The organism is Paenibacillus dendritiformis (assembly GCF_015845845.1).
GTDB classification, from domain to species: Bacteria; Bacillota; Bacilli; order Paenibacillales; family Paenibacillaceae; genus Paenibacillus_B; species Paenibacillus_B dendritiformis_C.
The window spans coordinates 34941-58335 of record NZ_LDIG01000247.1 but is presented as its reverse complement, the minus strand read 5'-3'; the positions used below and the strand labels follow the sequence as shown (position 1 = coordinate 58335).

Here is a 23395-nt window from a genome sequence, read left to right as displayed (position 1 = left end):
TCCTGCTTGATGGCGGTGCTTTTTTGCGTTTTGCGGATCCGTGCCGGAAGGAGAGGGGAAGAAAAATGAAGACTTGGGATATTGTCGTCGCTCATCCGCACAAGCGACTGCTCGATGCATGGACGGAGTATTGGAAGCAGTCCGGTTATGCCGAACAGCTTCACCTCCGGGTGTTCACTCAGGCGGACACGCTGCGCCGTTACCTGGGATTGAAGCCGGGGATCCATATGGTCGTCGCCGACCCGGAAGTACTGCGTGAGATGAGCGGGGAGGAGCTGGAAGGAATTTTGATTACGGCTTTGTCAGCGGAGGAGCGGCTTGATGCATTGCCGCTCGCCTGCACGACAGAGAATCCGTATCAGCCGCTCCCGCAGTTGTTCCAATCCTTGATTGAACGCTGCCGGACGGAATACGAAGGCGCTGCCTTCCGTGCGGATAGCCGGTCCTGCATGCTGCTCGGCGTCAGCTCGCTGGGAGGCGGCGCAGGCAAGACGACGGCAGCCCTTCATCTCGCCCGCCATGCGGCAGCCAAGGGGAAGCGCGTCATGCTGTTGAATGTTGACCCGGTGCAGGAATATGCGCTTCTGCATGCTCGGCCCGAGCCTGCGGCGATTGCTCCGTTGGCGCAGCTTCTGTATTACCTGCGCAAGGATCAAGCCGGAAAGCCCCTGCCGCTGGAATCTTATCTGCTCGGCGTTCCCGATCTGGAAGGCGCGGAGCTATTCGCCCCGGCCGATTGGATGAAGGAATGGGAGGGCATCGATGGGCCGGTCATGCGACGGCTGCTCCGGCTTCTTCGACGAAGCGGCCGGTACGACCTCGTTATCGCGGAGGGCGGGTTCTGCCAGCCGGCGTTCGCTGCCCTGTGGGAAGAAGCGGATCGAATCGTCTGGCTGCTGCAGGATGATCTGACGCATGTGCATAAGACGGAGCTTCTGTTCCGGCAATGGGAACGCTCCGGCGATGAGGCGGTCCGCACCCGGCTTCGGAGACTGGCGCTGCTCGTGAACCGCTATATGGGCATGATGGCGAACCGGTGGATGCACCGCGATGCGCCGGTTACCGGCTATTTGCCGTATATTCCGAGCTGGAAGCAGATGCACCGCATCGATCAGTGGCTGCAGTCGGCCGTCTATCAATCTGCCGTCGCCGAATGGGCCGACCGGGAGCTTCTGCACAGGCTGCCGCCCGGAAGGGAAGTCTCATGAACGATTGCGCAGCAGTTCCTTCCGTTCCGGAAGCGATGGAAGAAGCGTATGCCTGGACCCGGCAGCGCGTTCGGGACAGTCTCGAATGGGGGGACCCGATTCCGGATGAAGCGCTCATGGGGAGAATTGAACAGACGCTGTTCTCCAGCCCCCAAGCAGGGCAGTTCACGTCGGAAGCCTTGGAGCAGATCGTCAAGCGGGTCTATTATTCGTTCCGCGGCCTGGACGCCCTCCAGCCGCTGGTCGACGATCCGGACATTACGGAGATTATGATCAACAGCCATCAGGAGTGTTTCATCGAGCGCCAGGGGCGGGTCGAACGGCTGGAGGTCGGCTTTGAGACCGAGGAGAAGCTGGAGGATGTCATCCAGGCGGTCGTGTCCCAAGTGAACCGGGTCGTCAACGAGTCATCCCCCATCGTCGATGCCCGGCTGCCGGACGGTTCGCGGGTGCATGTTGTCCTGCCGCCGATCGCCCTCAAGGGGCCGACGGTTACGATTCGCAAATTTCCGGCCGAACCGATGAAGATGGACGCTCTGATCCGGTTGGGCGCGTTGAGCGAGCAGGCCGCTCTGCTCCTGCAGACGCTGGTCGCCGCCAAGTTCAATATCTTCATCAGCGGGGGGACCGGTTCGGGCAAGACCACATTTCTTAATGCATTGTCGCAGTACATTCCTCCCCAGGAGCGGGTCATTACGATCGAGGATGCGGCCGAGCTCCAGATTCGCACCATTCCGAACCTGGTGTCCTTGGAGACGCGCAATGCCAACACGGAGGGAAAGGGAGCCGTCACGATGCGGGATTTGATCCGGGCCTCGTTGCGGATGCGGCCGGACCGCATCGTCGTCGGGGAGGTCCGGGGGGCAGAGGCGCTGGATATGCTTCAGGCGATGAATACCGGCCATGACGGATCCTTGTCCACCGGCCACAGCAACGGGCCCGCCGATATGATCAGCCGCCTGGAGACGATGGTGCTGAGCGGCGCGAATCTTCCCGTCGAGGTCGTTCGGCGGCAGATCGCCTCAGCCATCGATATCATCGTGCATCTGGCCCGTCTTCGCGACGGATCGCGCAAGGTGATGGAGATTTCGGAGATTATCGGCCTGCAGGACGGGGAGGTTCGCCTCGCGCCGCTGTTCCGGTTCGAGGAGTCCGGCACCGATAAAGGTCGAATGGCCGGGCGCCTTGCCCCGCAGCATATGCTTCGGGACCGGCGCAAGCTGGCGATGGCAGGATTGCGGCTGCCGGAGGACAAGGAGGTGCATATCGATGGAGAAGCAGGCGGAGGCCGCTGAACAGCGGCTGCCGCAATATAGCGATTATATTTTGAGCCGGAGGGAGAAGGTGGCGGCCCTGAGTTCCGGAGCCGCTGTCATGGCCTCTGTCGGATACTTGTTCTATCACCATTGGCTGGGGATGCTTTTGCTGGCTGCCGTTGGTTTGCGCTATACCCGCATTCGCCGGCATACGCTGCTCGCGCGCAAGCGGACCCGGCTCGCGCAGCAGTTCAAGCAATCGCTATATTCCTTATCCTCCTCGCTGTCAGCCGGGCGCTCCATGGAGAATGCGTTCCGCGAGGCGATAGCCGATTTGAAGCTTCTCTACCCGGGAACCGAGGTGGAGATGGAGCGGGAGCTGCGAATAATTGCGATGCGGCTGGAGAATGGGGAGCCGATCGAGCAGGCGGTAATGGATTTGAGCCGCCGGGCCGCGCAGGAGGATATTTCGAATTTCGCCGACGTGCTGGTCACCTGCAAGCGGACGGGAGGAGATTTGATCGAGGTCGTGCGGAGAACGTCTTCCGTCATTGGCGAGAAGATGGATATTAAGCAGGAGATTGACGTTCTTGTCGCCCAGAAGCGGCTGGAGATGAAAGTGATGATGGCGGCTCCGTTCCTGTTTGTGGCCTTTCTTAATCTGGCTTCCCCGGATTTCATGGCGGCGCTGTATGAAGGCGCAGGCCGCGTTATCGCCACGGTGGCGCTGCTGCTTTTGCTGCTCGGCGCGTGGTTGATTCACAAGCTGATGGATATCCGTGTGTAGCGTTAGCCGCCAACTGCATCATTTTTCTTGGAAATGAGGTGATGTGGAACCGTGATGCCGCCGTGGATGTGGGTTTGTGGCTCTTCCGTTCTTATGCTGGTGTTCCTGCTGCTGAATCATAAGAATCAACCCCGCTACGGGACGCTTCTGGGCGGCTTGAACCCCCGGACGAAGACGGTCCGCTGGCTTGCGGCGCCGCTGCGCTGGCTGGAGAGGGTCCAGCCGGCCCTCGATACGAATCCGGCTCTGTCTCCGCTTCGCCAAGCGTTGATGCAAATCTATGGCCCGGCCCAGAGCCATACGATGTACCGGGTGCTGCTGGCTGAGCTGGCGTTATACTTATACGCAGGCTGCTGCGGGGCATTGTTGTTGCCGGGGCTGACGGACGGCAGCGTGACGAATCTGGTTGGCGGCCTGCTGGTTGCTGTCGTTCTGCCGCTGGCGAAGGTGAAGGACACGCTGAACCGGGCTGAGCGAAAGAAGCAGGAGCTGCAGTTGGAGCTGCCGGAGCTGATCAGCAAGCTGACCCTGCTCGTGCAGGCGGGCGAGACGGTGCCTGGGGCGCTGGCCATCTGCATCGAACGCAAGCGGGAGGAATGGAGCCATCCGCTATACACCGAGCTGGCCAGGATGCAGAACGATGTGCATAACGGGTACTCGTTTGCGCAGGCGATGGAGCAATTCGCGAAGCGATGCTCCCTGCCGGAGGTATCGATGTTCGTCACGACGGTGCTGATCAATCAGCGCCGGGGCGGTGATTCATTCGTGCTGGCCATGCAGGATGTCGGCCGGCAATTGTGGGAGAAGCGCAAGGCGGTGGCCCGCCGGAGAGGGGAAGAAGCGTCGACGAAGCTGGTCTTCCCGATGATGCTGATGTTCCTGGTTATTTTGGCCGTCGTGGGCGCTCCGGCTTTGCTCATGATGAAATGATGAGATGAAGCGGCGAAAATAATCAGGAAAATAATGAAAAAGAAAAAATCAATCGGAAAGAAGGAAACGGACATGGACACAAGCTTGCCGTTTTTGAAACGGCTGTGGAAAGAGGAAGACGGGCTCGGCATGGTGGAGACTGTCATTATTATCGCGGTGATCGTGGTGTTGGCGCTTGTCTTTCGAGAGCAAATTACGACGTTCCTGGAAAATTTGATTTCTAGAGCGACAAAGGAAACAGACAAGATTTTTAAATAGAAGGAGTTCCGTTTGCAATGTTTGTGAAAGGAGGATCTGGCTTGAGCACAAAGCTGCGGGGCTGGCTGCGTTCCGTTCAGGAGGAAGAAGGCTCGATGATCGTCGAAGCTTCGCTCATATTTCCCGTCATTTTCTACTGTACGCTGGCACTCCTGTTCTTCGCCATGCTCATCTATCAGACGGTGCTGAGCTCGCATGCCGCAGCGCTGGCCGCGGAACGGGCAGCAGCCTTCTGGGACAACAGCCGCAAGGAGGCGGTGACCGGCGCCTTTGACGCAGGGCAGCATGACGGAATGTATTGGCGCCTGCTCGACGATCGGCTGTTGGATAAGGTGTTCGGGGGAGTTGGCGGAGAGAACCATATGGTGAAGCTGCCTGCCGCCGCTACCGGCGGCTCTCTTCCCGAACGGAAGCTGATGCGGGCCGCCAGACTGGTGCCTGATGCCTTTCACGGGAAGATGAGCTACGAGAATGGCCCGCTGGACCGCAGAATTACCGCGGCTCTGGATAAGCCCTTGTATCAGGCGATGTTCCGCAACATAGCGGGAAGAGAGAGCTCGGACGAGGGACAGGCCGTATCGGCTGTCGTGGAGCCGGCAGAGTTCATCCGTACGGTGGAATTCGCGCGGTATATGGCAGCGAAGCTGAAGGAATGGAAAAAACAAGGCGTTCCGATAGCGGAAGCGGAAGGCATATTGAAGCAAGCGGCGGGACAGACTGCCGGAGCGTCATGACGATCAGAGGGGAGAGCTGCCTGTGAATCGCAATCGGCTGAACCGATGGGCGAAGCGGATTTTGATGGCAAAGGACGGATCGGTGTCGATACTGCTTGTGTTTATTGTGGCTGCCATCTTTTTATTTACATCGGTGTTCATTGATTATGCCCGCATCGCGGCGGCGGAGTGGCGCATCGAGGCGTTGGCCCGGGCCGGCATCCGCTCCGTTATGTCCGCTTATGAGCCCGTCCTGCAGGAGAGATACCAATTATTCGCATATGGGGCGACCGATCCGGCGCAAATTTTGGAGATTGTGATGCAGGATCAAAATCAGTTGCGATCGACAGGCGCATTTTCGTGGGTTCCTCTGCTGTTGGATAGTCATTCGACATCGGTCGCCCGACCGCTTGCGGACTATGACGAGATGGAACGCCAGGTTTTGGAGGAGATGAAATATAAAGCGCCGGTACAATTTGTGTTCGAGCTGTCTGGCAAGCTGAAACCGATGTCGGCAGCGTTGAAGGAAGCGTCCCAGACGACGGAACTGCTCGCCAAGCTGCAGAAGCTGGTTGATCGAAGGGACAGGGAGATGTTGGCTGTCTTGAAGCTGCAGAAAAAATCCCGCGATGCGCTGGACCGCTCGGGAATCGATAGGGGAATCGCGGGTAACAGGAACGAAATGATGGAGGAGCGTCCCGTTGGCTCGATTCGCTCGGCGGCCGATATTGCGGCCCAATATGCCGATTACGCGGAGAAAAAGCGCGAAGATGAAGGCAGGGAAGAAGACGAGGAGCCGCGGTATCGGGACGTTACGGACCGTTACGAGAAGGATTCGCGCGAGCATGCATGGAGATTGCGGCGGACTGTCACCCGGCATAACGGAATTCATGAGCGCTGGCTCCGCGAAGCCATACCGCATCTGAACGAAGCCAGGGACTTTAACGAAGAGATGAAGCGGGTTATCCAAGAGGTGCGTTCCAGCCCAGACTATGCCGGCTATGATCAAGTAGTCCAGTCGGATATTCCGGAGCGGGGAGCGATGGCTAACGGCAAGCAGGTTGAAGATCTCATCAAAGGAATCAATGCTTCCGCCGAGCAATTGGTTATGCCTGACTCTTTCTTCGAGGAATGGAGCGGAGAAATCGCTCGCCAGCAAGCGGTCATATCGAAGATCGATCACGCCGCTTCCGTCTTCCAACACTTGACGGATAGCATATCCGCTTACTCCACCTCTGCTTATACATTGAAGCAAAAGGCGAGAGAACTGTTGGAGGCTTACGAAACGTATGCCTCCGAGTTTATCCGCCCGGTCGGCAGCTATATTGAACGCAGAGAGGCAGCAATGACCAATCATCAAGGAAAGGACAAGGAGCGAAAACGGGTCGAGAAGGAAGCTGCCAAGGAATTGGAAAAAGCTAAAAACTTGCTCTCTTCGCTGTCTGAGCTGAAAAGCAAGCTGCAGGAGCATCAGGCTGCTTTCGATGAGGTCTACAGCAAGATGGAAGCGATTGATGCCCATAACCAGTCCTCAACCGAGACGCCTGTGGAACGAAAGGTCAGCGACGATGCCGTCGAGGAGAGCAGGCTGTCCATGGCTTCCGTCACCGCGCTGTATGATCAGGCGGCAGACGGGTTACTATCGATGCGCGATCGTTTGTACCGGAACGAATATGCCTTTATGTACTTCACTTCCTATGACCCGCGGCAATTGAAATCATTGCTGGATTCAGAGAATGCGGGAGAGGAGGTCGTGAAATCGCTGGGCATTGCCAACCAGGAGCTGGAGTATATTCTTTACGGCTTTCACAATCCGGTCGGCAATATTGCGGCCGCCTATGGAGAGATTTTTACGATGCGGCTCGCCATACGGACGATGGAAGGATTAGTGGAATCCGGCAAGCTCGGACACCCGTTGCTTATTCTGGCATCAGCGATTCTGTACGGCATTCAGCAAGCGCTCCAGGATATGCTGCTGCTCATTTCGAAGAATGAGATTCCGATATCGCGTTATTTGCCGGCAGTGAAGCTGACTTATGCCGATCACCTTCGCCTGTTCATGCTGGCTCATGGGAGCCGGGAAGGAATGCTGAAGCGGATGCTGGCGCTGATTCACTATAATACCGGAATCGATCCGGCTGCCAGGGGGACATATGGCGAGACCGAAGTCCGCCTCAGCACGCCGCTTTGGTTCCTGCCGGGATTGATGAAGCTGCTGGGACATGCCGGGCTTTGGGACGGTGAGATCGAAAATGGACGTTACTACGCGGTCAAGCGTTCCGTGTTCTCCTATTAAATGCGGACTTGACCCGGTTAAATGCGGAAGAGACCCGGCATCTTGGGGAAGGGCGGGCCGGGTCCCGCCTCGGAGCCTGTCCATTGGCAGGGGCGGCAGCATCACGGTTGAAGCCGCTTTGCTCCTGCCGATGGTGCTGCTCGTATTCATGTTCTTCGTGTTTATGATTCAGGCGGCCGTCATCACGACGTCTTTGCAGTCAGCTGCCATGAATGCGGTGAAGCAGGTGTCCGCTCATTTGTATCCTGTCAGTCTGCTCGTTGTTCAGTCCGCCGGTACGGATGGAGATCGTTCGGGGAAGCCGGGCAAATGGCTGCCTCCGGCCCAGAGAATGAAGATAGCGGTGCAGGAATTCGGCCGCTCATTCGGAAGCGAGCTGCCGAAGCCTGTCAGCGATTGGTTGCGGGATGGCACGGAGTGGGCTGCCCGGCAGGCGGAGGCGGCAGGGGAAGCGGGCCAGGCTCGGCTGGCCGAGACGGTTATCAAACCATTGCTCGTCCGGTATGGCGTTCAAGGCGTGCTGAGAGAGGACCGAATCCGGGTTACGCATGTGAAGCTGCCGGATCTGGATAAGAAGACCGATCCCTACTTCGCCATAGAGGTTGCTTATGATTTGCCGATGCGGGTCCCGTTCCTGAACACGACGCTGACGTTGTCTGCCCGGGCCGTGGAGCGGGTCTGGGTCGGCGACGGACCGGACCCGTCTGATTCGGGAAGCGATTTGCCCGGCAAGCCGGCGCCGGCATTGGTGGAACTGACGCCCGATCCGCTCCTTCCCGGCAGAAAAGCGAGGCTTATCGCCAAGGCGGAACCGCATGAACGGGTGGAGTTGGTTGTCTATTACAAGAGCGGCAAGAGTCAGGCGAAGCATGTCGGCTGGGCAACCGCCGATGCGGATGGCGTCGTTGCGTGGGAATGGCATGTCTCGGGCAATACGACCTCCGGGACATGGCGGCTGGCCGTGAAGACGGAGGACGGGCGAAGCGCTGAACGGACGTTTGAGGTAAAATAACGGGTCCCGGCCTGAAACGGACTGAACGGATGATAGGAGGGAGAAAGCGATGAACGGTGCGATATGGACATGCGGGGCGCTCCTGATCGCCGCGTTTGCCGCCGATGTGAGGACGCATAAAATACCGAATCGGCTGACGATGCTTGCCGCTGCCGCCGGATTTATGATTCACGGTGCCGCGAATGGATGGCAAGGACTTGCTTTTAGCGGTCTCGGAGCGGGATGCGGGTTCGGAATCATGCTGCTTCTGTACATCATAAAGGCCGTCGGGGGCGGGGACGTGAAGCTGTTTGCCGCCATTGGCGCGTTGACGGGAATGTATTTGACTTGGCATATCTTTATCTTTTCGATTTTGTATGGAGGGTTCATTGCGGCATGCATTATGGCGGGCGGCCGCAGCGGGAGAATTCGCGGCTGGTGGTCAACGCTGCTGAGCGGCTGGCTGCTGCGCTCCTTGGCGCCCGTTCAGGCGGAAGCGGGAAAGAAAGCCGCCTTTCCTTTCATGTGGGCCGTGCTGCCGGGAGCGCTGACCGCTTACTTGACCGTGGCATCGCCCTCATGATGAGCCGTCCGAACAGGAAGGAGCGTGAGTTTCATTTACGGTTACCGGGTTCAATTTATTCAGGAAGAAAAAATGGGCATGATGCTGACCCGCGACAATCCCGTTCCATCCGAAGCGCTTGATCACCATCAAGCCAAGATGCTGGCCTATAACCGGGTGCCGCATTTTCTTCGCCTCGATATCCGGGAAGTCGATCTGGAGCTCTCCTTTATCTACGATATCAGCGGCAAACGAATGCTTAAGCAGGCTCTAAGAAGCATGAGAATGACTTCGAGCCAATATTTCGAGTGGATTCTGCAGTTGGTCCGCATTCTGGAAAATTGCCGGGCCTATATGCTTCACCCGGATCATGTTCTTCTGCATGAGGAATGCGTCTTTGTCGACGAACAAGCCGCGGATGGGGGATTGCATGTCGCCTACTTGCCGTTGCTGGAACCGCTGCAGCCGCGTGCCGGAATGGACGGTCTGCGCAGACTGGGCATTTTGCTGTCCACCCATGTTGCCCAGTGGAACGGAGACGGATTCCAGCGGCTGGTTCAATGCTTGTCCCAGGAGGATCATTCCCTTGCCGACGTGCGGAAGCTGCTTCAAGCCCTTATTGCCGGAACCAGCGCGGCAGGAGCAGAACGGCCGGTCAGCCAATGGCTTCCCAAGGGGAGCGAGGGGATGCGAAGCTTGTCTCCGCCGGAAGCAGGCCACGATTGGCCGAAGAAGCCGGAGGGCGATAATCTATTGATCGGCTCTCTTCATGGATCTGCCGCCCCCGGACCTTTGACAACTGGTGAAGGCGGCCCGGTCCCGGGAGAAGCCAATACGCTCCGGGGAGAGAACGAGGGTACCGTTCCGGATGCCAAGGGAACGCCTTCAGGCAAAAACTATTATGCGGCGGGAGGGGCGGCCATCGTAACGGCCGCGCTCGCCTGGAGATATATCTATCTGGATAATCCGGCCTTGAACACGCTGCTAATTTCGGTTGGAATCAGCGTCGGGGCCGTTGCCTTGGGGGCAGCCTGGATATCGGGAATGCTGGCCCGCATACCGGGGATGCTTGCCCGCCGGGGGAGTGCCGCTTCACCTGCGGCGGCAGGACCGGAAGCTTCCGTCCCCGGGCTGGGGCGGGAGCTGCTGCGGCCGGAATGGCTGAAGCAGGAGCTCCAGTCAGGGGGCGAAGCGGCTGCGGCGGATGCCATTCGTCTGGCCGGGGCGCAAGGCGTTCACCTAGCTGCGGCGGATGCCATTCGCCCGTCAGCGGGACGAGACAGCCACTCAAGGGAATATGCCGGCTTCCCGCAGGGATTGGGGAACGAACCTTCAACGCCTGACGGGCCGCGGATGGACTCCTTCTACGCTGAACTGCCTCTGTATACGTCCATGCTTGACAGTTCCGGATCCGAAGCGACGGTCGTCCTTGGACAAAGGCCCGGTACCGATACGGACTTCCGAGAAGGGGGGCGGTGCGCGCCTTATTTGCGGCGGTTGGGCGGGCTGGGCGGCAGCACGGGAGCCGAAGGGATGGGCATTCCGAAGGAAGCGGCGGCCGCCGTTGAACGAATTCCTCTGGCTTTCCCCTTCGTGATTGGCCGTTCGGAACAAGGGGTGCAGTGGCGTGAAGCCGGCGCGGGCGTATCGAAGCATCACTGCGAGCTGGTTCAAGGCGACGACGGCGCAGTGGCGATTCGCGATCTCGGCTCGCGCAACGGAACCGAGCTGGAGGGGGAGCCCATTATTCCCTATAACCTGTACCCATTGCAGAACGGGGATCGCTTTTCGGTGGCTGGCACGGTGTTTCAGTTTCATTGCTGAACTTGATAAGGTGCAATGCGGATAATCGTTGGTGCAGATGAGAGCATTCTTGAAGAGCGCAGGTGAGATCATTATAAAAAGTTTGTTAGGAATACTGTACGGTCTGAGATAAACTGAACGGATCGAACTCATCAATCTGATTAGGCGCGGCTTCGTCAATAAGATCGGAGTGAGCAATGAACATAAGGGCTGATGAACTTATTGTGATATGACGGAAGGTTAGATGATTTCTTTGTTCACCCATAGTGGACAAATGGCGAATTTGTCTATACAAAAGTGGACAAGGAGGGGGATACTGTATCGCACCGAGGGGTGTCCATATATAGTGGTTAGAACAAATGGTAACTACATATATAGTGGTATGGCGCTAAACTAGAATAGGTCTCTCTCTTGAAAGAGTGTCCACTATTTGAAAGACATTCTTCCCGGTCTTCCACAATTAGAGGACAACAGAGGGGAGGAGAATCCCTCCCCTTTCCCTCCGTCTCCTCAGATAAGGTGGCATGAAGCATAATGCCGGCTGCCCACTTCCCGGAAGAGGGGGGCCTCCTGACGGCAAATGTCCTTGGCTACCGGGCAGCGGGTGTGGAATTTGCAGCCGGACGGGGGACTGACCGGGCTCGGAATGTCGCCGCGGAGCACGATCCGCGAGCGCTTGCGCTTCGGATCGGGGATCGGGATGGCGGAGAGCAGCGCCTGGGTATACGGATGGAGGGGCTGGCGGAACAGTTCGTTCCGCGGCGCAAGTTCGACAAGCGAGCCCAAATACATGACGCCGATCCGGGAGCATAAATGCTCGACAACGCTCAGATCATGCGAGATGAACAGATAGTTCAGCCCTCTCTCTTCCTGCAGCTGGCGGAACAGATTGATAATCTGCGCCTGAATGGATACGTCCAGCGCGGATACCGGTTCGTCAGCGACAATGAAGCGGGGCTGGAGAATGATGGACCGGGCGATGCCGATTCGCTGGCGCTGCCCCCCGGAAAATTCATGGGGGTACCGGTCATAATGATAGGCCGCCATCCCGCAGACGGACAGGATGTCCTCCACCCGATCCCGGATCTCTTCCTTGGCGGCCAGCCCGTGCTGCAGCAGCGCCTCGCCGATAGCATCGCCGATGCGCATCCGCGGATTCAGCGAGCTGTATGGATCCTGGAAGATGAACTGCAGCTCGGGGCGCAGCCGGCGCATATCCGTGCGGGACAACTGATGGATGTCGGTCCCTTGATAGCGGACGTCGCCGGCGGTCTTGTCGGTCAGCCGCAGGATCGCCCGCCCGGCCGTGCTCTTGCCGCTGCCGGATTCGCCGACGAGGCCGAATGTCTCGCCCGGGTAGATCGAGAAGCTGATATCATCGACCGCCTTGACGTGGTTGACAGTGCGGTTGAACAAGCCTGCGCGAACGGGATAATATTTTTTCAGGCGGTGAACTTCAATCAGCGCTTCGCTCATGGCGTTCCTCTCCTTCCCCGTACAGCCAGCAGGCGACCTGATGATCCGGCGCTGTGCGGCGCAATTCGGGAGGGGCTCTCCGGCAAGCTTCCATCCGCTGATCGCAGCGGTCATAGAAATAGCAGGACGAGCCCAGCTCCAGCGGATTGGGCACCTGGCCCGGTATGGAATAGAGCATCTTCCGCCGCTGATGCAGCACCGGCCTGGAGCGGAGCAGCCCTTGGGTGTACGGATGCTGAGGGCGATCGAACAGCTCCTCGACCGGGGCTTCCTCCACGATTTTGCCGGCGTACATAACGATGACATAGTCCGCCATCTCGGCCACGATGCCGAGATCATGCGTAATCAGCAGGATGGCCGTCTGCATCTCATCCTTCACCTGATGCAAAATATCGAGAATTTGCGCCTGGATGGCGACATCGAGGGCCGTCGTCGGTTCGTCGGCAATGAGCAGGCGAGGCTGGCATGCCAGGGCTGTCGCGATCATGACGCGATGCAGCATTCCGCCGCTCAGCTCATGCGGGCAGGCATTCAAAAGGGCTTCAGGCCGGGGAATGCCGACCAGATTGAGCAGTTCAACCGCCCTGGTCCTGGCAGCGGGTTCCTTCAGATGAAGATGCTCCCGCAGCAGTTCGATCATCTGCTTGCCGATGGTGAGCACCGGATTCATGGCCGACATCGGCTCCTGGAATACGATCGCGATCTCGCTGCCGCGCAGCCGCCGGAGCTGCTCCTTGCTCTACTGCCTGATGTCCTGGCCGTCGAATCGGATTTCGCCGGAGACGATGCGCCCCGAAGGCTCGGGAAGAAGTCCCATGACCGACATCGCGGTTACGCTTTTGCCGCAGCCCGATTCCCCGACGACGCAGACCGTCTCTCCTTCCTTGATGCGCAGGCTGACATCATCGACGGCTTTGACGATGCCTTCCCCCGTGTAGAAATGAGTGCTTAAATTTCGGATGTCGAGCAGTGCATTCATGAGCTACCCTCCGCTTATCTCTTTTGCTTCGGATCGAGCGCGTCCCGCAAGCCGTCTCCAATGATATTGATGGACATGACCGTAACGAAGATGGCCAATCCCGGCGGGATCCAGAGCCAAGGCCGCTTCTCGAAATCGATGATCGAATTCGCGGCATCGATCATATTGCCCCACGTCGGGGTGGGCGGCATGACGCCCAGGCCGAAGTAGCTGAGCACCGATTCGCTCAGAATGGCCCCGCCCGTGCTAAGCGTCGCCACGACGATCAGCAGGGGGAACAGGTTCGGCAGGAGATGGTGGAACAGCTTGCGGCGGTCGTTCAGGCCGAGCGCTTCCGCTGCCTGCATGAAGTCCCGTTCCCGCAGGCTGAGCAGCTCTCCGCGCACGAGCCGGGCAAGCCCTGGCCATCCGACGAGGCTGAGCATCAGCATGACGATGTAGAGCCGATACTCGGTCGGCACCTTCCATTCGGACAGAATGGCGCCGATAATGAACAGCAGCGGCAGGCCGGGAATGGTCATCAGCAGATCCGCGGTCCGCATGATCAACTGATCGACCACGCCGCGGTAATAGCCCGCTATCGCGCCAAGGACGGTGCCGATGAGGACCGACAGCACCATCGAGGCCAGCCCGACCGTCAATGAGATGCGTCCGGCCTGCAGCAGGCGGGTGAGCACATCGCGGCCCAAATGATCGGTCCCGAGCCAGTGCGCCGAGCTGGGCGCCTGATTCATGACGGCCAGATTCACTTTGCCTGCCGCATAGGGCGAGAAGAGGGGACCGATGAAGCAGGCCGCGAACATGAAGGCGATGACCGCCAACCCGCTTAGCGCCAGCTTGTTGCGCCGAAGCCGCTGGAGCGACTGGCTCCAGAGCGAAGGCCTCGCCGCAGGCTGAGCGGCGGAACGCCGCCGCGATAATTTCCCTGTCATCGATAATTGGGTCATAAGCGATTCCTCCTTCCTACAGCCGAACGCGCGGATCGGCGACACGATACAGCAGGTCAGACAGCAAGGTCCCGATCACGGTCAGGATCGCGATCAGCATCGTGAATCCCATGAGCAAGGGATAGTCCCGCATGGTGAACGACTGCATGTATAACTGCCCGATTCCCGGCCAGTTGAAGATTTTCTCCAAGATCAGCGAACCGCCGAACAGACCCGGCAGCTCGAAGCCGATGAGCGTAATGGCCGGCAGCATCGCATTCCGCAAGGCGTGGCGGTACAAAATCACCCGCTCCTTCATTCCTTTGGCCCGCGCGGTGCGCACGTAGTCCTGTTTCATCGCTTCGAGCATATGAGTTCGGAAATATCGGGTCAGCCCGCCGGTCCCGAGGAGCGTCATCACCATGACGGGCAGGAACATATGATGCGCGACCTCCGCAATATAAGCGAGCCCGGTTGCATTGCTCCCGGTCGTAATCATGCCTCCCGGCGGAAGCAGCTTGGCATCGACCGCCAGCAGCTTGATGAGGAACAGCCCGATGAAGAACACCGGGACGGACATCGCGGCGAAGATGCCGATCGTTACGATTCGATCGAACCATGAATATTGCTTATAGGCGCTCAGGACGCCGATAATGACGGCGATGAACCAGGTCAGGAATGTAGAAGCGGCCGCGAGCGGGAAGGAGTTCCAAATATATTGGCGGAACAAGGTCGTGATCGGCTGCTGGTGCTGGAGGGAGTAACCGAAATCCCCTTTCAGCACGTTGCCCATCCAGATCAGATAACGTTCGATAATCGGCTTGTTCAGACCGTACATTTCTTTCAATTCCAGCTTGCGGGCTTGGGTCAGATTCATGTCGTTGTCGACGAAATCGCCCGGCGTCAGCGCGTACAGCGAAAAAATAAGGACGGATGCGCCCAGCAGCGTAAGCAGCATGTACAGCGTTCTTCTCAGCAAATACGTGCCCAATTAATGCGCCCCCTTTGCGTAAAGATGCATCCCGCCCGCCTGCTTCGGCGCCTCCATGGCATCAGGCGGGAGGAAGTCCTATTCGATGCGGATCGACGGCAGACTCGTGGCGATCCCCCGGTACGGATTCGGCTCGAGTCCCTGTACCCGGGCGTTGCAGGCATAGAGCAGCTTCGAATAGCTGTAAAAAATGTACGGCGGATCCTCGTTCAGCTCCTGATACAGCTTTTTGTAGATTTCCTTCCGCTTCTCGGTGTCCAATGTTCCCAGCCCTTCCTGAATGAGCTTGTCGACGGCCGGATTGGAGTAGCCTTCCGCCTCCTCCGTGGCGAAATCGGCCACGCCGTATGCCGGATCGATGATCATCGGCGTCGAGAAGCTGGCGAGATCGTAATCTCCGCCTTCAACCTTGGCCCGCAGCGCGTTGAAGTCGGCGAACTGCTCCGGCTCGAATTGGATGCCGATTGCTTCGTAATTTTCTTTGGCGATGGCAATGAAGGCGTCGCTGTTTTTGCTCTTGGAGGACAGATATCGGATGACCAGCTTTTGCCCGTCTTTTTCCCGAATGCCTTGCGCCTCGGCTTTCCAGCCCGCTTCCTCCAGCAGATGCTTCGCTTTGTCCGGATCATAATCATACGGATTGATGCCTTCTTCCGTGTACCCCCAGGAGGTAGGAGAGACAGGCACATTGGCGACTTGAGCGGAGCCCTGCGACACGCCTTCGACGATCGTCTTGCGATCCAATCCATAGATGAGCGCCTGGCGAACCTTTTTGTCCTTCAGATACGGTTTGTGGTGGTTGAACGCGATATAGCCGTAAGCGCTCGAAGTATTCAATTGCAGATTGACGAAGCCGAGCCGCTGCAGCTTCTCCAGATTGTCCTGTGTCGCCGCGAAGGAAGCGAAGTCCTGCTCTCCCGTCTCCAGGAACTGGAATGTGTCGCCCTCGGTCGTCTTATAAATGAAGCGCTCGACCCGCGGCTTCCCGGCAAAGTAGTGCTCGTTCGCGATAAACCGGATTTCCTGCCCCGGCAGATGCTTCTCCAGCTTGTAGGGGCCGGCGCCCACCGGCTTCGCATGAAGCTCGCGGATGTAGTCGAGATGGCCAGGCACGTAGTCTTTGCCATAGTAGGCCTTCGACAGCACCATGCCGCCAAGGGTCAGCAGAGCGGTCGCGTTCACCTGCTCCGTCGTAATCTCGATCGTCAGCGGATCGATGACCCGAATGCCTTCAATTTTGTCAGTTTTGCCATCCTTATAGGCCTGCCCGCCTTGGATATGAGTCTGGAAAATATCCGTGCCCCCGTCATAGGCTTTGTCGTGCAAAATCGTCAGCGTAAAGGCGACATCGTCTGCCGTCAGCGGCGAACCGTCGCTGAACTTCAAGCCTTTGCGCAGCTTGTAGGTATACGTAAGCTGGTCGGGAGATATTTCCCACTTCTCTGCCAGCAGCGGAATAGGGAGTCCCGTCTTGTCGACGGTAACCAGCGGAGCGAACAGGACGGAGGCGACATTGCCGTCATAGCCGCTCTGATGGAAATGCGGCGTGAACGCCCCGCTTGGCTCGATCAAGCCGGCGACAAAGGTATCGCTTCGCTTCTTGGCTGCTTCCGGCAGCTTGCTGATATCCGAAGCGGGGATGATACCGGTGCCCAAATGTTGAACGCTTGTGCTGACGTCAGCGGCGGCAGAATCCTTGCCGGAAGCGGCAGAGGGCTGGTCCCCGCAGCCGGCGAGCAAGCCTCCGATCAGGGACAGCAGGACGAGCGTGCGGATCAATTTGGCCATGAATGAATTACCTCCTGAACGATGAGATGGAAAATCATTGAAATGTAAGCCAAAGTTTAATTAATCCGATCGGATAAGTCAACATTAAAAGTTGATTTCATTTTGGGTAAAAGAATCTATGGTCCAGGAGGAAGCAGAGAAGCTGCAAACGCAAAAAACGGCGTCTGTCTTAAGGACAGGCACCGTATCGAAGAACCCATGATGCAAAAACGAAGGGACTGCGCTTACTCGTCCCGCAGCGCACGCAGCGCTTCATCCAGCTTCCCGTAACGGAAGGTGAAGCCGGCGTTCAAGGCGGCGGCGGGATGGACGCGCTGCCCTTCCAGTATCAGCATCGACATCTCGCCGAGCGCCAGCTTGAGCGCCCAGGCGGGAGCAGGGAACCAATGCGGGCGGCGATAGACGGCCCCCAGCTTCCGGCCGAATTCATCGTTCGTCACCGCATCCGGAGCGCTTGCATTGACGGGACCGGACAGAGACGGTTCCTGCACGGCAAAATCGATAAGCCGCACCATATCGTCGATATGAATCCAGGAGAAGGGCTGACGGCCGCTGCCGACTCTGCCGCCGAAGCCGAGCTTGTAAGGCAATCTCATGAGAGGAAAGACGCCGCCGTCATTGGAGAGCACGGGGGCGATGCGGAGCTTGACCCGCCGTTCCGCGGGAATCGCGTCAGCCGCGGCCTCCCATTGCCGGATGACATCAGATAAAAAACCTTGCCCCGCAAGCGGGCTGTTTTCATCGAAGACCGCCGTCTCGGACGAACCGTAGCCCGAGCTGCCGGAGGCGTTGATGAGCAAAGGGAGCTTGCGCGGCTGCCGCTCCGCCCACTCCGCCAGCCTGCGGGCGGGCACGATGCGCGAAGCGACGATCCGGTTCTTCGCCGTCACGGTCCACCGCTGGCTGATCGTCTCTCCGGCCAGATTGACCACCACGTCGACGCCGATGCAGCTTGGGGGATGATTCTCCAGCTCGGGCCAGGTGACTGCATGAACATGCGGGGGCGTCTCCTTCGCCCGCAGCTTCGTGCCGGAGCGCGACAAAATAATGATCTCATGCCCTTGCTCCAGGCATGCTTTGTACAGCGCTTTCCCGATCAGTCCGGTACCGCCGCTAATCATGATTTTCAATCCAATCCCCCCTCGAACGCTGCCCTGGCAGCGGCCAGCTATTTGTTCAACAGATGCTGGTATGGACTATAGTCGATGTTGTTTTTGTCCAGGTAGCGGACAAGGCTGCGGTAGTCCCGCTTGGGCGTCGCCATGATATAACCCTTGATGCAGTGCTCGCGGGTTACTTCCGCAGCGCCGCTCTCAATAGCGACCTCGCCGATCTTGGCGGCGATGGAGTGGCGCGCGATATCGCGGAACGGCTTCGGAACCGGGGCGACCAGCATGTCCAGGAACGCCTTCGTATCCTCGGTCCACATCTCCCGGCTTCGTTCCACCCAGTAATTTTGCCAGTCGAGCTTGGACATGCCGTCGCTCTTCGGCAGCACTTTGAGAAACTTCCGGAACATGAAAAATCCGCCGATCGCCATTAGTCCAAGAAGAACGAAAGTCCAGAACGCGATCGAATTCATGAACCACTTGTTGGGCCCGTCGGCCATGAATGGTAAATAGAAGAAAGAACGCACGCCATTTCACCTCACGGGATGATCAAGTATTCGCTTTATGCGCGTAATTTTCCGAAGTTTTATACCGAAATCGGCCTTATATGAACATAAATGATAAGCTATAGAAATTATACCGCATTCCTAGATTTATTTCGATAATCCTTGTAGAATAAGGGAAATGATTTGAGAGGAGAGAACGTATGCTGAAGATTGGTTCTCATGTATCCTTTTCCGAAAAAGGGCTGTTGACCGCGACGAAGGAAGCGGTAAGCTATGGATCCAGCTCGTTCATGATATATACCGGAGCGCCCCAAAATACGCGGCGCAAACCGATTGACAAGCTGTTCATCGAGGAAGGCAAGGAGCTGATGAACAAGCACGGCATCGACGAAATCGTGGTGCACGCGCCTTATATTATCAACCTTGGATCGTACAAGCCCGCGACGTTCGAATTGGCCGTGTCGTTCCTGCAGGATGAGATTCACCGCACGGATTGCATCGGCGTCAATAATATCGTGCTTCATCCGGGCGCCTATACGGACAAGGATGCCGAATACGGGATTAACCGCATTGCGGAAGGCTTGAATGAAGTGCTGCGGAACACGAAGGAAACGAACGTGAACATCGCGCTGGAGACCATGGCGGGCAAAGGGACCGAGGTCGGCCGGAGCTTCGAGGAGATCGCGGCGATTATCGACAAGGTCGAGGACAACGGCCGCCTGACCGTGTGTCTGGACACCTGCCACATCCATGACGCCGGCTACGATATCGTCAACGATCTGGACGGCGTGCTGGAGGAGTTCGACCGCGTCATCGGCCTCGGCCGCATCGCCGTCGTTCATATCAATGACAGCAAAAATCCAACCGGAGCGGCCAAGGACCGCCACGCGCCTATCGGAGCGGGCTATCTCGGCTTTGATACGATCCGCAATGTCGTGCGGCATGAAGCGCTGCTCGGCAGACCGTTCATCCTGGAGACGCCGTGGATCGGCAAAGATCCGAAGCAGCAGCGCCCGATGTACGAGGCGGAGATCGCGCTCCTGCGCGGCGACGCCAAGGAACGCTTCGGCGAGGAGTTCTGGGAGGACGTCGAGCGGATGCGCCACTTCTTCGAGAAGCAGGATGTTCACTGCCGCGATTTCGTGCTGGAGACATGGAATGTGCTCAAAAACGACGCCAAGGCGAAGAAGGCCGATCCGCGCGAGCCGATGGAGCGGCTGTACGATATGATCGTCGATGCGGAACTGCTGCCGGATCGGACGGAAGAAGAGATTAATCAGCGCATTACCGCATGGTATACCGGACAAGCCGCGGAATAGCGCTTTCGGGTCCCGCGGCCGCGATGGCCAATGGCAATGGCCCGATATCGAATGCGGATAGAGAGAAGGCTAGACCAAATATTGGAGCAGTGGAGGACATAGGCTAATGAAGCACCAGCATACGATGGTTCACGCCCGGGAGCAGGCCGGCGAGAACACGCGGAACCGCGCGCGCATGCTTATCTCCTGCCCGGATCGGGCCGGCATCGTCGCGGCGGTATCGCGTTTCCTGTACGAGCATGAAGCGAATATCGTTCAATCGGATCAGTATACATTGGATCCGGAGGGCGGCATGTTTTTCATGCGGATTGAGTTCGACATGGCGGGATTGGAGCAGCGCCTGCCGCAGATGGAAGAGGATTTCCGCGTCATTGCGGAAGAATTCAGGATGGAGTGGCGCTTTTCGCAGGTCAGCCGGAAGAAGAGGTTGGCGATCTTTGTATCGAAGGAGGATCATTGCCTCGTCGAGCTGCTCTGGCAGTGGCAGGCCGGCGATCTGGACGCCGACATCGCGATGGTCGTAAGCAATCATCCGGATATGCGGGACTACGTGGAATCCTTCGGCATTCCGTACGTGCATATTCCGGTCACCCCGGACAATAAGCCGGAAGCGGCCCGCCGGCAGCTGGAAGCGGTGGAAGGGAAGGCGGACCTTATTATATTGGCCCGCTACATGCAGATTATCGCTCCGGAGTTCATCGAACGGTATCCGAACCGGATTATCAATATCCACCACTCCTTCCTGCCTGCCTTTATCGGAGGCAAGCCTTATCAGCAGGCCTACGTGCGCGGCGTCAAGCTGATCGGCGCGACGGCGCATTATGTGACGGAGGAGCTGGACGGCGGGCCGATTATCGAGCAGGACGTGGAACGGGTCACGCATCGCGCCGACGTGAACGAGCTGAAGCGGATGGGGCGCACGATTGAGCGCGTCGTCCTCGCGCGGGCCGTCCATTGGCATATCGAAGACCGGATTCTGGTGCACCAGAACAAGACGGTTGTATTCAGCTAAAGTGGCAGTTCAAAAAGACAGACCTTCCCGGTGCTGAAAACCGGCCTTTGTGAACATCACTTAACATGTTAGAGTCAACGGCAACGCCCTTCGCCGCAGAAGGGCGTTGCGGCATTTGGACCCGCCCTGCCGCCGGGGCAGCGCGAATGCCGAGCCGGAAATCGAACCATAATAGAAGTGGCATCCGTTCCTCATGGGAATGATTTCAAGCCGGCTCCAGGCGGGGGTTTGCCCTGCAAAAAGTGGCGTCGAAGGAATAGTAATGGTACAATAAATCAAATGCATAAAAGGACAAGTTGAGCGAGGGCGGGCGAATGGCCGTGCCGCTCGTTCGCTTGGACAGAGAAGGATATGAGGAGGAAATCAGCAATGACTGTCAACCAAGCGCAATTGGACACGCTCTCTGTAGCGGCCATCCGAACTTTGGCTATCGATGCGATCGAAAAAGCGAAGTCGGGACATCCGGGAATGCCGATGGGGGCTGCACCGATGGGTTATCATCTGTTCGCGAAAGAGATGACGCATAACCCTGCCAATCCGACATGGATTAACCGTGACCGCTTTGTATTGTCCGCGGGCCACGGATCGATGCTGCTCTACGGATTGCTTCATCTGAGCGGCTATGATCTTCCGATGGATGAAATCAAGCAGTTCCGCCAATGGGGCAGCAAGACGCCTGGGCATCCCGAGTTCGGCCATACAGCAGGGGTAGACGCGACGACCGGTCCGCTGGGCCAGGGCATCGCCATGGCTGTCGGCATGGCAATGGCCGAGGCGCAAATGGGAGCCACTTACAATCGTGACGGTTATTCAGTCATTGACCATCATACCTTCGTCATCTGCGGCGACGGGGACATGATGGAAGGCGTGGCAAGCGAGGCGGCCTCTCTGGCCGGCCACCTGAAATTGGGCAAATTAATCGTTCTGTACGATTCCAATAATATTACGCTGGACGGGGAAGCGGACTTGTCCTTCAGCGAGAATGTGCGTCAGCGCTATGAAGCGTACGGCTGGCAGACCCTGCTGGTCGAGGACGGCAACGATCTCGACGCGATCGCGCGCGCGGTGGAGCAGGCGAAGCAAGTGTCGGATAAGCCGACGCTCATCGAAGTGAAAACGGTGATCGGCTACGGCAGCCCGAACAAGCAAGGCAAGGGCGGTCATGGCGGCACCCACGGTTCCCCGCTCGGAGCGGAGGAAGCGAAGCTGACGAAGCAGTTCTACCAATGGGAGCATGAAGATTTCTTCGTGCCGGAAGAAGTATACAAGCATTTCGAAGAGAATGTGAAGAAGAAGGGAATCCAGGCGAACGAAGCTTGGGATCGGATGTTCCAGCAGTACAAGCAGGCGTATCCGGAATTGGCAGCCCAGTTCGAGACGGCGGTGAAGGGCGAGCTTCCTTCGAATTGGGATGCGAACCTGCCGGCCTATACGGCAGAGGACAAGCCGGTATCGACACGCGTCGCTTCCGGCAACGCGCTGAACGGCTTGGCGGGCAACGTGCCGCACCTGATGGGCGGATCGGCGGATCTGGAGAGCTCCACGATGACGCATCTCAAAGGCTTGCCGATATACCGTCCGGGCCAATATGACGGCCGCAACATTTACTTCGGCGTCCGCGAGTTCGCGATGGCGGCGGCCATGAACGGCATGGCGCTCCACGGCGGCGTGAAGGTATTCGGCGGCACCTTCTTCGTGTTCACGGATTACCTTCGTCCGGCGGTTCGCCTGTCGGCCTTGATGCAGCTTCCGGTCACTTACGTGCTGACGCATGACAGCATCGCGGTCGGCGAAGACGGACCTACGCATGAGCCGATCGAACAGTTGGCTTCCGTTCGCATCATTCCGGGCTTGACGGTAATCCGTCCGGCTGACGGCAACGAGACATCGGCTGCTTGGGCGTATGCGATGGAGAACCGTTCGAATCCGATCGTGCTCGTCCTGACGCGCCAGAACCTGCCGATTCTGGAGACGTCGGCGGAACGCGCTCGCGAAGGCGTGGCCCGCGGCGCGTATGTCGCCAGCGAGGCGGCGAACGGCCAACCGCAGGCGCAAATTATCGCGACGGGCTCCGAGGTGCAGCTTGCTGTGCGCGCGCAGCAAGCGCTGGCTGAAGAAGGCATCCACGTTCGCGTCATCAGCATGCCGAGCTGGGATCTGTTCGACAAGCAGCCGCAGGAATACAAGGATTCCGTCCTGCTGCCGAATGTCAAAGCCCGCCTGGCAGTGGAAATGGCTCATCCATTCGGATGGGAACGCTATGTCGGCGATCAAGGCGACATCTTGGGCATCTCGACGTTCGGCGCTTCCGCGCCTGGCGACCGTGTCATGGCCGAATACGGCTTCACGGTGGAGAATGTCGTCAGCCGCGTGAAGGCATTGCTGTAAGATCAAGCTTTAGGCAATAACATAAACCGTGATCCGGCGCCATTGTCCGGATGACAATAGCTTACAGGCCGCTGGCGGACGGATTTGAGCATCAGAC

At 58.2% G+C, this 23395-nt stretch carries 19 protein-coding genes and 1 pseudogene; 13 read left to right on the top strand and 7 right to left on the bottom strand.

Features of this window, described 5'->3' with window-relative positions:
• Positions 1-65 precede the first annotated feature (65 nt).
• The 10 genes from ABD76_RS24495 to ABD76_RS24450 all read left to right on the top strand — a co-directional run bounded on the left by ABD76_RS24495 (position 66) and on the right by ABD76_RS24450 (position 10825).
• Positions 66-1208, top strand: coding sequence for a nucleotide-binding protein (locus tag ABD76_RS24495; protein ID WP_242069783.1), 1143 nt, complete (start codon positions 66-68; stop codon positions 1206-1208).
• Positions 1205-2503: a TadA family conjugal transfer-associated ATPase gene (locus ABD76_RS24490; RefSeq protein WP_242069782.1), complete on the top strand. Its 1299-nt coding sequence runs from the start codon at positions 1205-1207 to the stop codon at positions 2501-2503. Before ABD76_RS24495 ends, ABD76_RS24490 begins: the two co-directional genes overlap by 4 nt.
• On the top strand, positions 2478-3251 hold the full coding sequence (locus ABD76_RS24485; protein ID WP_197259611.1) for a type II secretion system F family protein: 774 nt from the start codon (positions 2478-2480) through the stop codon (positions 3249-3251). Before ABD76_RS24490 ends, ABD76_RS24485 begins: the two co-directional genes overlap by 26 nt.
• A gap of 54 nt (positions 3252-3305) precedes the next feature.
• A complete protein-coding gene (locus ABD76_RS24480) occupies positions 3306-4181 on the top strand; it encodes a type II secretion system F family protein (protein ID WP_197259631.1) in 876 nt (291 codons plus the stop codon).
• 72 nt (positions 4182-4253) lie between these two features.
• Complete coding sequence (locus ABD76_RS24475; protein WP_197259610.1) at positions 4254-4439, top strand: Flp1 family type IVb pilin; 186 nt, start codon at positions 4254-4256, stop codon at positions 4437-4439.
• Between the two features lie 41 nt (positions 4440-4480).
• Positions 4481-5173: a pilus assembly protein gene (locus ABD76_RS24470; RefSeq protein ID WP_197259609.1), complete on the top strand. Its 693-nt coding sequence runs from the start codon at positions 4481-4483 to the stop codon at positions 5171-5173.
• A gap of 22 nt (positions 5174-5195) precedes the next feature.
• Complete coding sequence (locus tag ABD76_RS24465) at positions 5196-7448, top strand: acyl-CoA cholesterol acyltransferase (RefSeq protein WP_197259608.1); 2253 nt, start codon at positions 5196-5198, stop codon at positions 7446-7448.
• 118 nt (positions 7449-7566) lie between these two features.
• Positions 7567-8460 (top strand): AAA family ATPase, encoded by an 894-nt coding sequence (locus ABD76_RS24460; RefSeq protein ID WP_242069781.1) that lies wholly within the window; start codon positions 7567-7569, stop codon positions 8458-8460.
• A 49-nt stretch (positions 8461-8509) separates the two neighbouring features.
• Entirely contained in the window at positions 8510-9022 is a 513-nt protein-coding gene (locus tag ABD76_RS24455; protein WP_197259607.1) for an A24 family peptidase, read from the top strand.
• 24 nt (positions 9023-9046) lie between these two features.
• Positions 9047-10825 (top strand): DUF6382 domain-containing protein, encoded by a 1779-nt coding sequence (locus tag ABD76_RS24450; RefSeq protein WP_338125192.1) that lies wholly within the window; start codon positions 9047-9049, stop codon positions 10823-10825.
• A 489-nt stretch (positions 10826-11314) separates the two neighbouring features.
• On the opposite strand, the gene ABD76_RS24445 is transcribed toward ABD76_RS24450, so the two are convergent.
• The 7 genes and pseudogenes from ABD76_RS24445 to ABD76_RS24415 all read right to left on the bottom strand — a co-directional run bounded on the left by ABD76_RS24445 (position 11315) and on the right by ABD76_RS24415 (position 18573).
• Positions 11315-12280, bottom strand: coding sequence for an ABC transporter ATP-binding protein (locus ABD76_RS24445; RefSeq protein ID WP_197259606.1), 966 nt, complete (start codon positions 12278-12280; stop codon positions 11315-11317).
• Positions 12261-13259: pseudogene (locus ABD76_RS24440) on the bottom strand (ABC transporter ATP-binding protein). Before ABD76_RS24440 ends, ABD76_RS24445 begins: the two are co-directional and overlap by 20 nt.
• A gap of 14 nt (positions 13260-13273) precedes the next feature.
• On the bottom strand, positions 13274-14206 hold the full coding sequence (gene opp4C / locus ABD76_RS24435; RefSeq protein ID WP_197259605.1) for an oligopeptide ABC transporter permease: 933 nt from the start codon (positions 14204-14206) through the stop codon (positions 13274-13276).
• Between the two features lie 16 nt (positions 14207-14222).
• A complete protein-coding gene (locus ABD76_RS24430) occupies positions 14223-15176 on the bottom strand; it encodes an ABC transporter permease (RefSeq protein WP_197259604.1) in 954 nt (317 codons plus the stop codon).
• A 78-nt stretch (positions 15177-15254) separates the two neighbouring features.
• Positions 15255-16964 carry an ABC transporter substrate-binding protein gene (locus ABD76_RS24425; RefSeq protein WP_197259603.1) on the bottom strand — a complete coding sequence of 570 codons (1710 nt, stop codon included), beginning with the start codon at positions 16962-16964 and terminating at the stop codon, positions 15255-15257.
• Between the two features lie 224 nt (positions 16965-17188).
• A complete protein-coding gene (locus ABD76_RS24420) occupies positions 17189-18094 on the bottom strand; it encodes a TIGR01777 family oxidoreductase (protein ID WP_197259602.1) in 906 nt (301 codons plus the stop codon).
• Positions 18095-18132: 38 nt separating this feature from the next.
• Positions 18133-18573: a DUF2621 domain-containing protein gene (locus tag ABD76_RS24415; RefSeq protein WP_197259628.1), complete on the bottom strand. Its 441-nt coding sequence runs from the start codon at positions 18571-18573 to the stop codon at positions 18133-18135.
• A gap of 206 nt (positions 18574-18779) precedes the next feature.
• Between ABD76_RS24415 and ABD76_RS24410 the strand changes: the two genes are divergently transcribed.
• From ABD76_RS24410 to tkt, 3 genes are all read left to right on the top strand, one after another.
• Positions 18780-19898 (top strand): deoxyribonuclease IV, encoded by a 1119-nt coding sequence (locus ABD76_RS24410; protein WP_197259601.1) that lies wholly within the window; start codon positions 18780-18782, stop codon positions 19896-19898.
• 106 nt (positions 19899-20004) lie between these two features.
• Positions 20005-20910 carry a formyltetrahydrofolate deformylase gene (gene purU, locus ABD76_RS24405; protein ID WP_197259600.1) on the top strand — a complete coding sequence of 302 codons (906 nt, stop codon included), beginning with the start codon at positions 20005-20007 and terminating at the stop codon, positions 20908-20910.
• 369 nt (positions 20911-21279) lie between these two features.
• Positions 21280-23298, top strand: coding sequence for a transketolase (gene tkt, locus ABD76_RS24400; RefSeq protein WP_197259599.1), 2019 nt, complete (start codon positions 21280-21282; stop codon positions 23296-23298).
• The last annotated feature ends 97 nt before the right edge of the window (positions 23299-23395 follow it).

Coding starts and splice junctions, on each gene's coding strand:
- ABD76_RS24495 (WP_242069783.1), top strand. CDS start 66: ATGAAGACTTGGGATATTGTCGTCGCTCATCCGCACAAGCGACTGCTC.
- ABD76_RS24490 (WP_242069782.1), top strand. CDS start 1,205: ATGAACGATTGCGCAGCAGTTCCTTCCGTTCCGGAAGCGATGGAAGAA.
- ABD76_RS24485 (WP_197259611.1), top strand. CDS start 2,478: ATGGAGAAGCAGGCGGAGGCCGCTGAACAGCGGCTGCCGCAATATAGC.
- ABD76_RS24480 (WP_197259631.1), top strand. CDS start 3,306: ATGCCGCCGTGGATGTGGGTTTGTGGCTCTTCCGTTCTTATGCTGGTG.
- ABD76_RS24475 (WP_197259610.1), top strand. CDS start 4,254: ATGGACACAAGCTTGCCGTTTTTGAAACGGCTGTGGAAAGAGGAAGAC.
- ABD76_RS24455 (WP_197259607.1), top strand. CDS start 8,510: ATGAACGGTGCGATATGGACATGCGGGGCGCTCCTGATCGCCGCGTTT.
- ABD76_RS24445 (WP_197259606.1), bottom strand. CDS start 12,280: ATGAGCGAAGCGCTGATTGAAGTTCACCGCCTGAAAAAATATTATCCC.
- opp4C (WP_197259605.1), bottom strand. CDS start 14,206: ATGACCCAATTATCGATGACAGGGAAATTATCGCGGCGGCGTTCCGCC.
- ABD76_RS24425 (WP_197259603.1), bottom strand. CDS start 16,964: ATGGCCAAATTGATCCGCACGCTCGTCCTGCTGTCCCTGATCGGAGGC.
- ABD76_RS24415 (WP_197259628.1), bottom strand. CDS start 18,573: ATGGCCGACGGGCCCAACAAGTGGTTCATGAATTCGATCGCGTTCTGG.
- ABD76_RS24410 (WP_197259601.1), top strand. CDS start 18,780: ATGCTGAAGATTGGTTCTCATGTATCCTTTTCCGAAAAAGGGCTGTTG.
- purU (WP_197259600.1), top strand. CDS start 20,005: ATGAAGCACCAGCATACGATGGTTCACGCCCGGGAGCAGGCCGGCGAG.
- tkt (WP_197259599.1), top strand. CDS start 21,280: ATGACTGTCAACCAAGCGCAATTGGACACGCTCTCTGTAGCGGCCATC.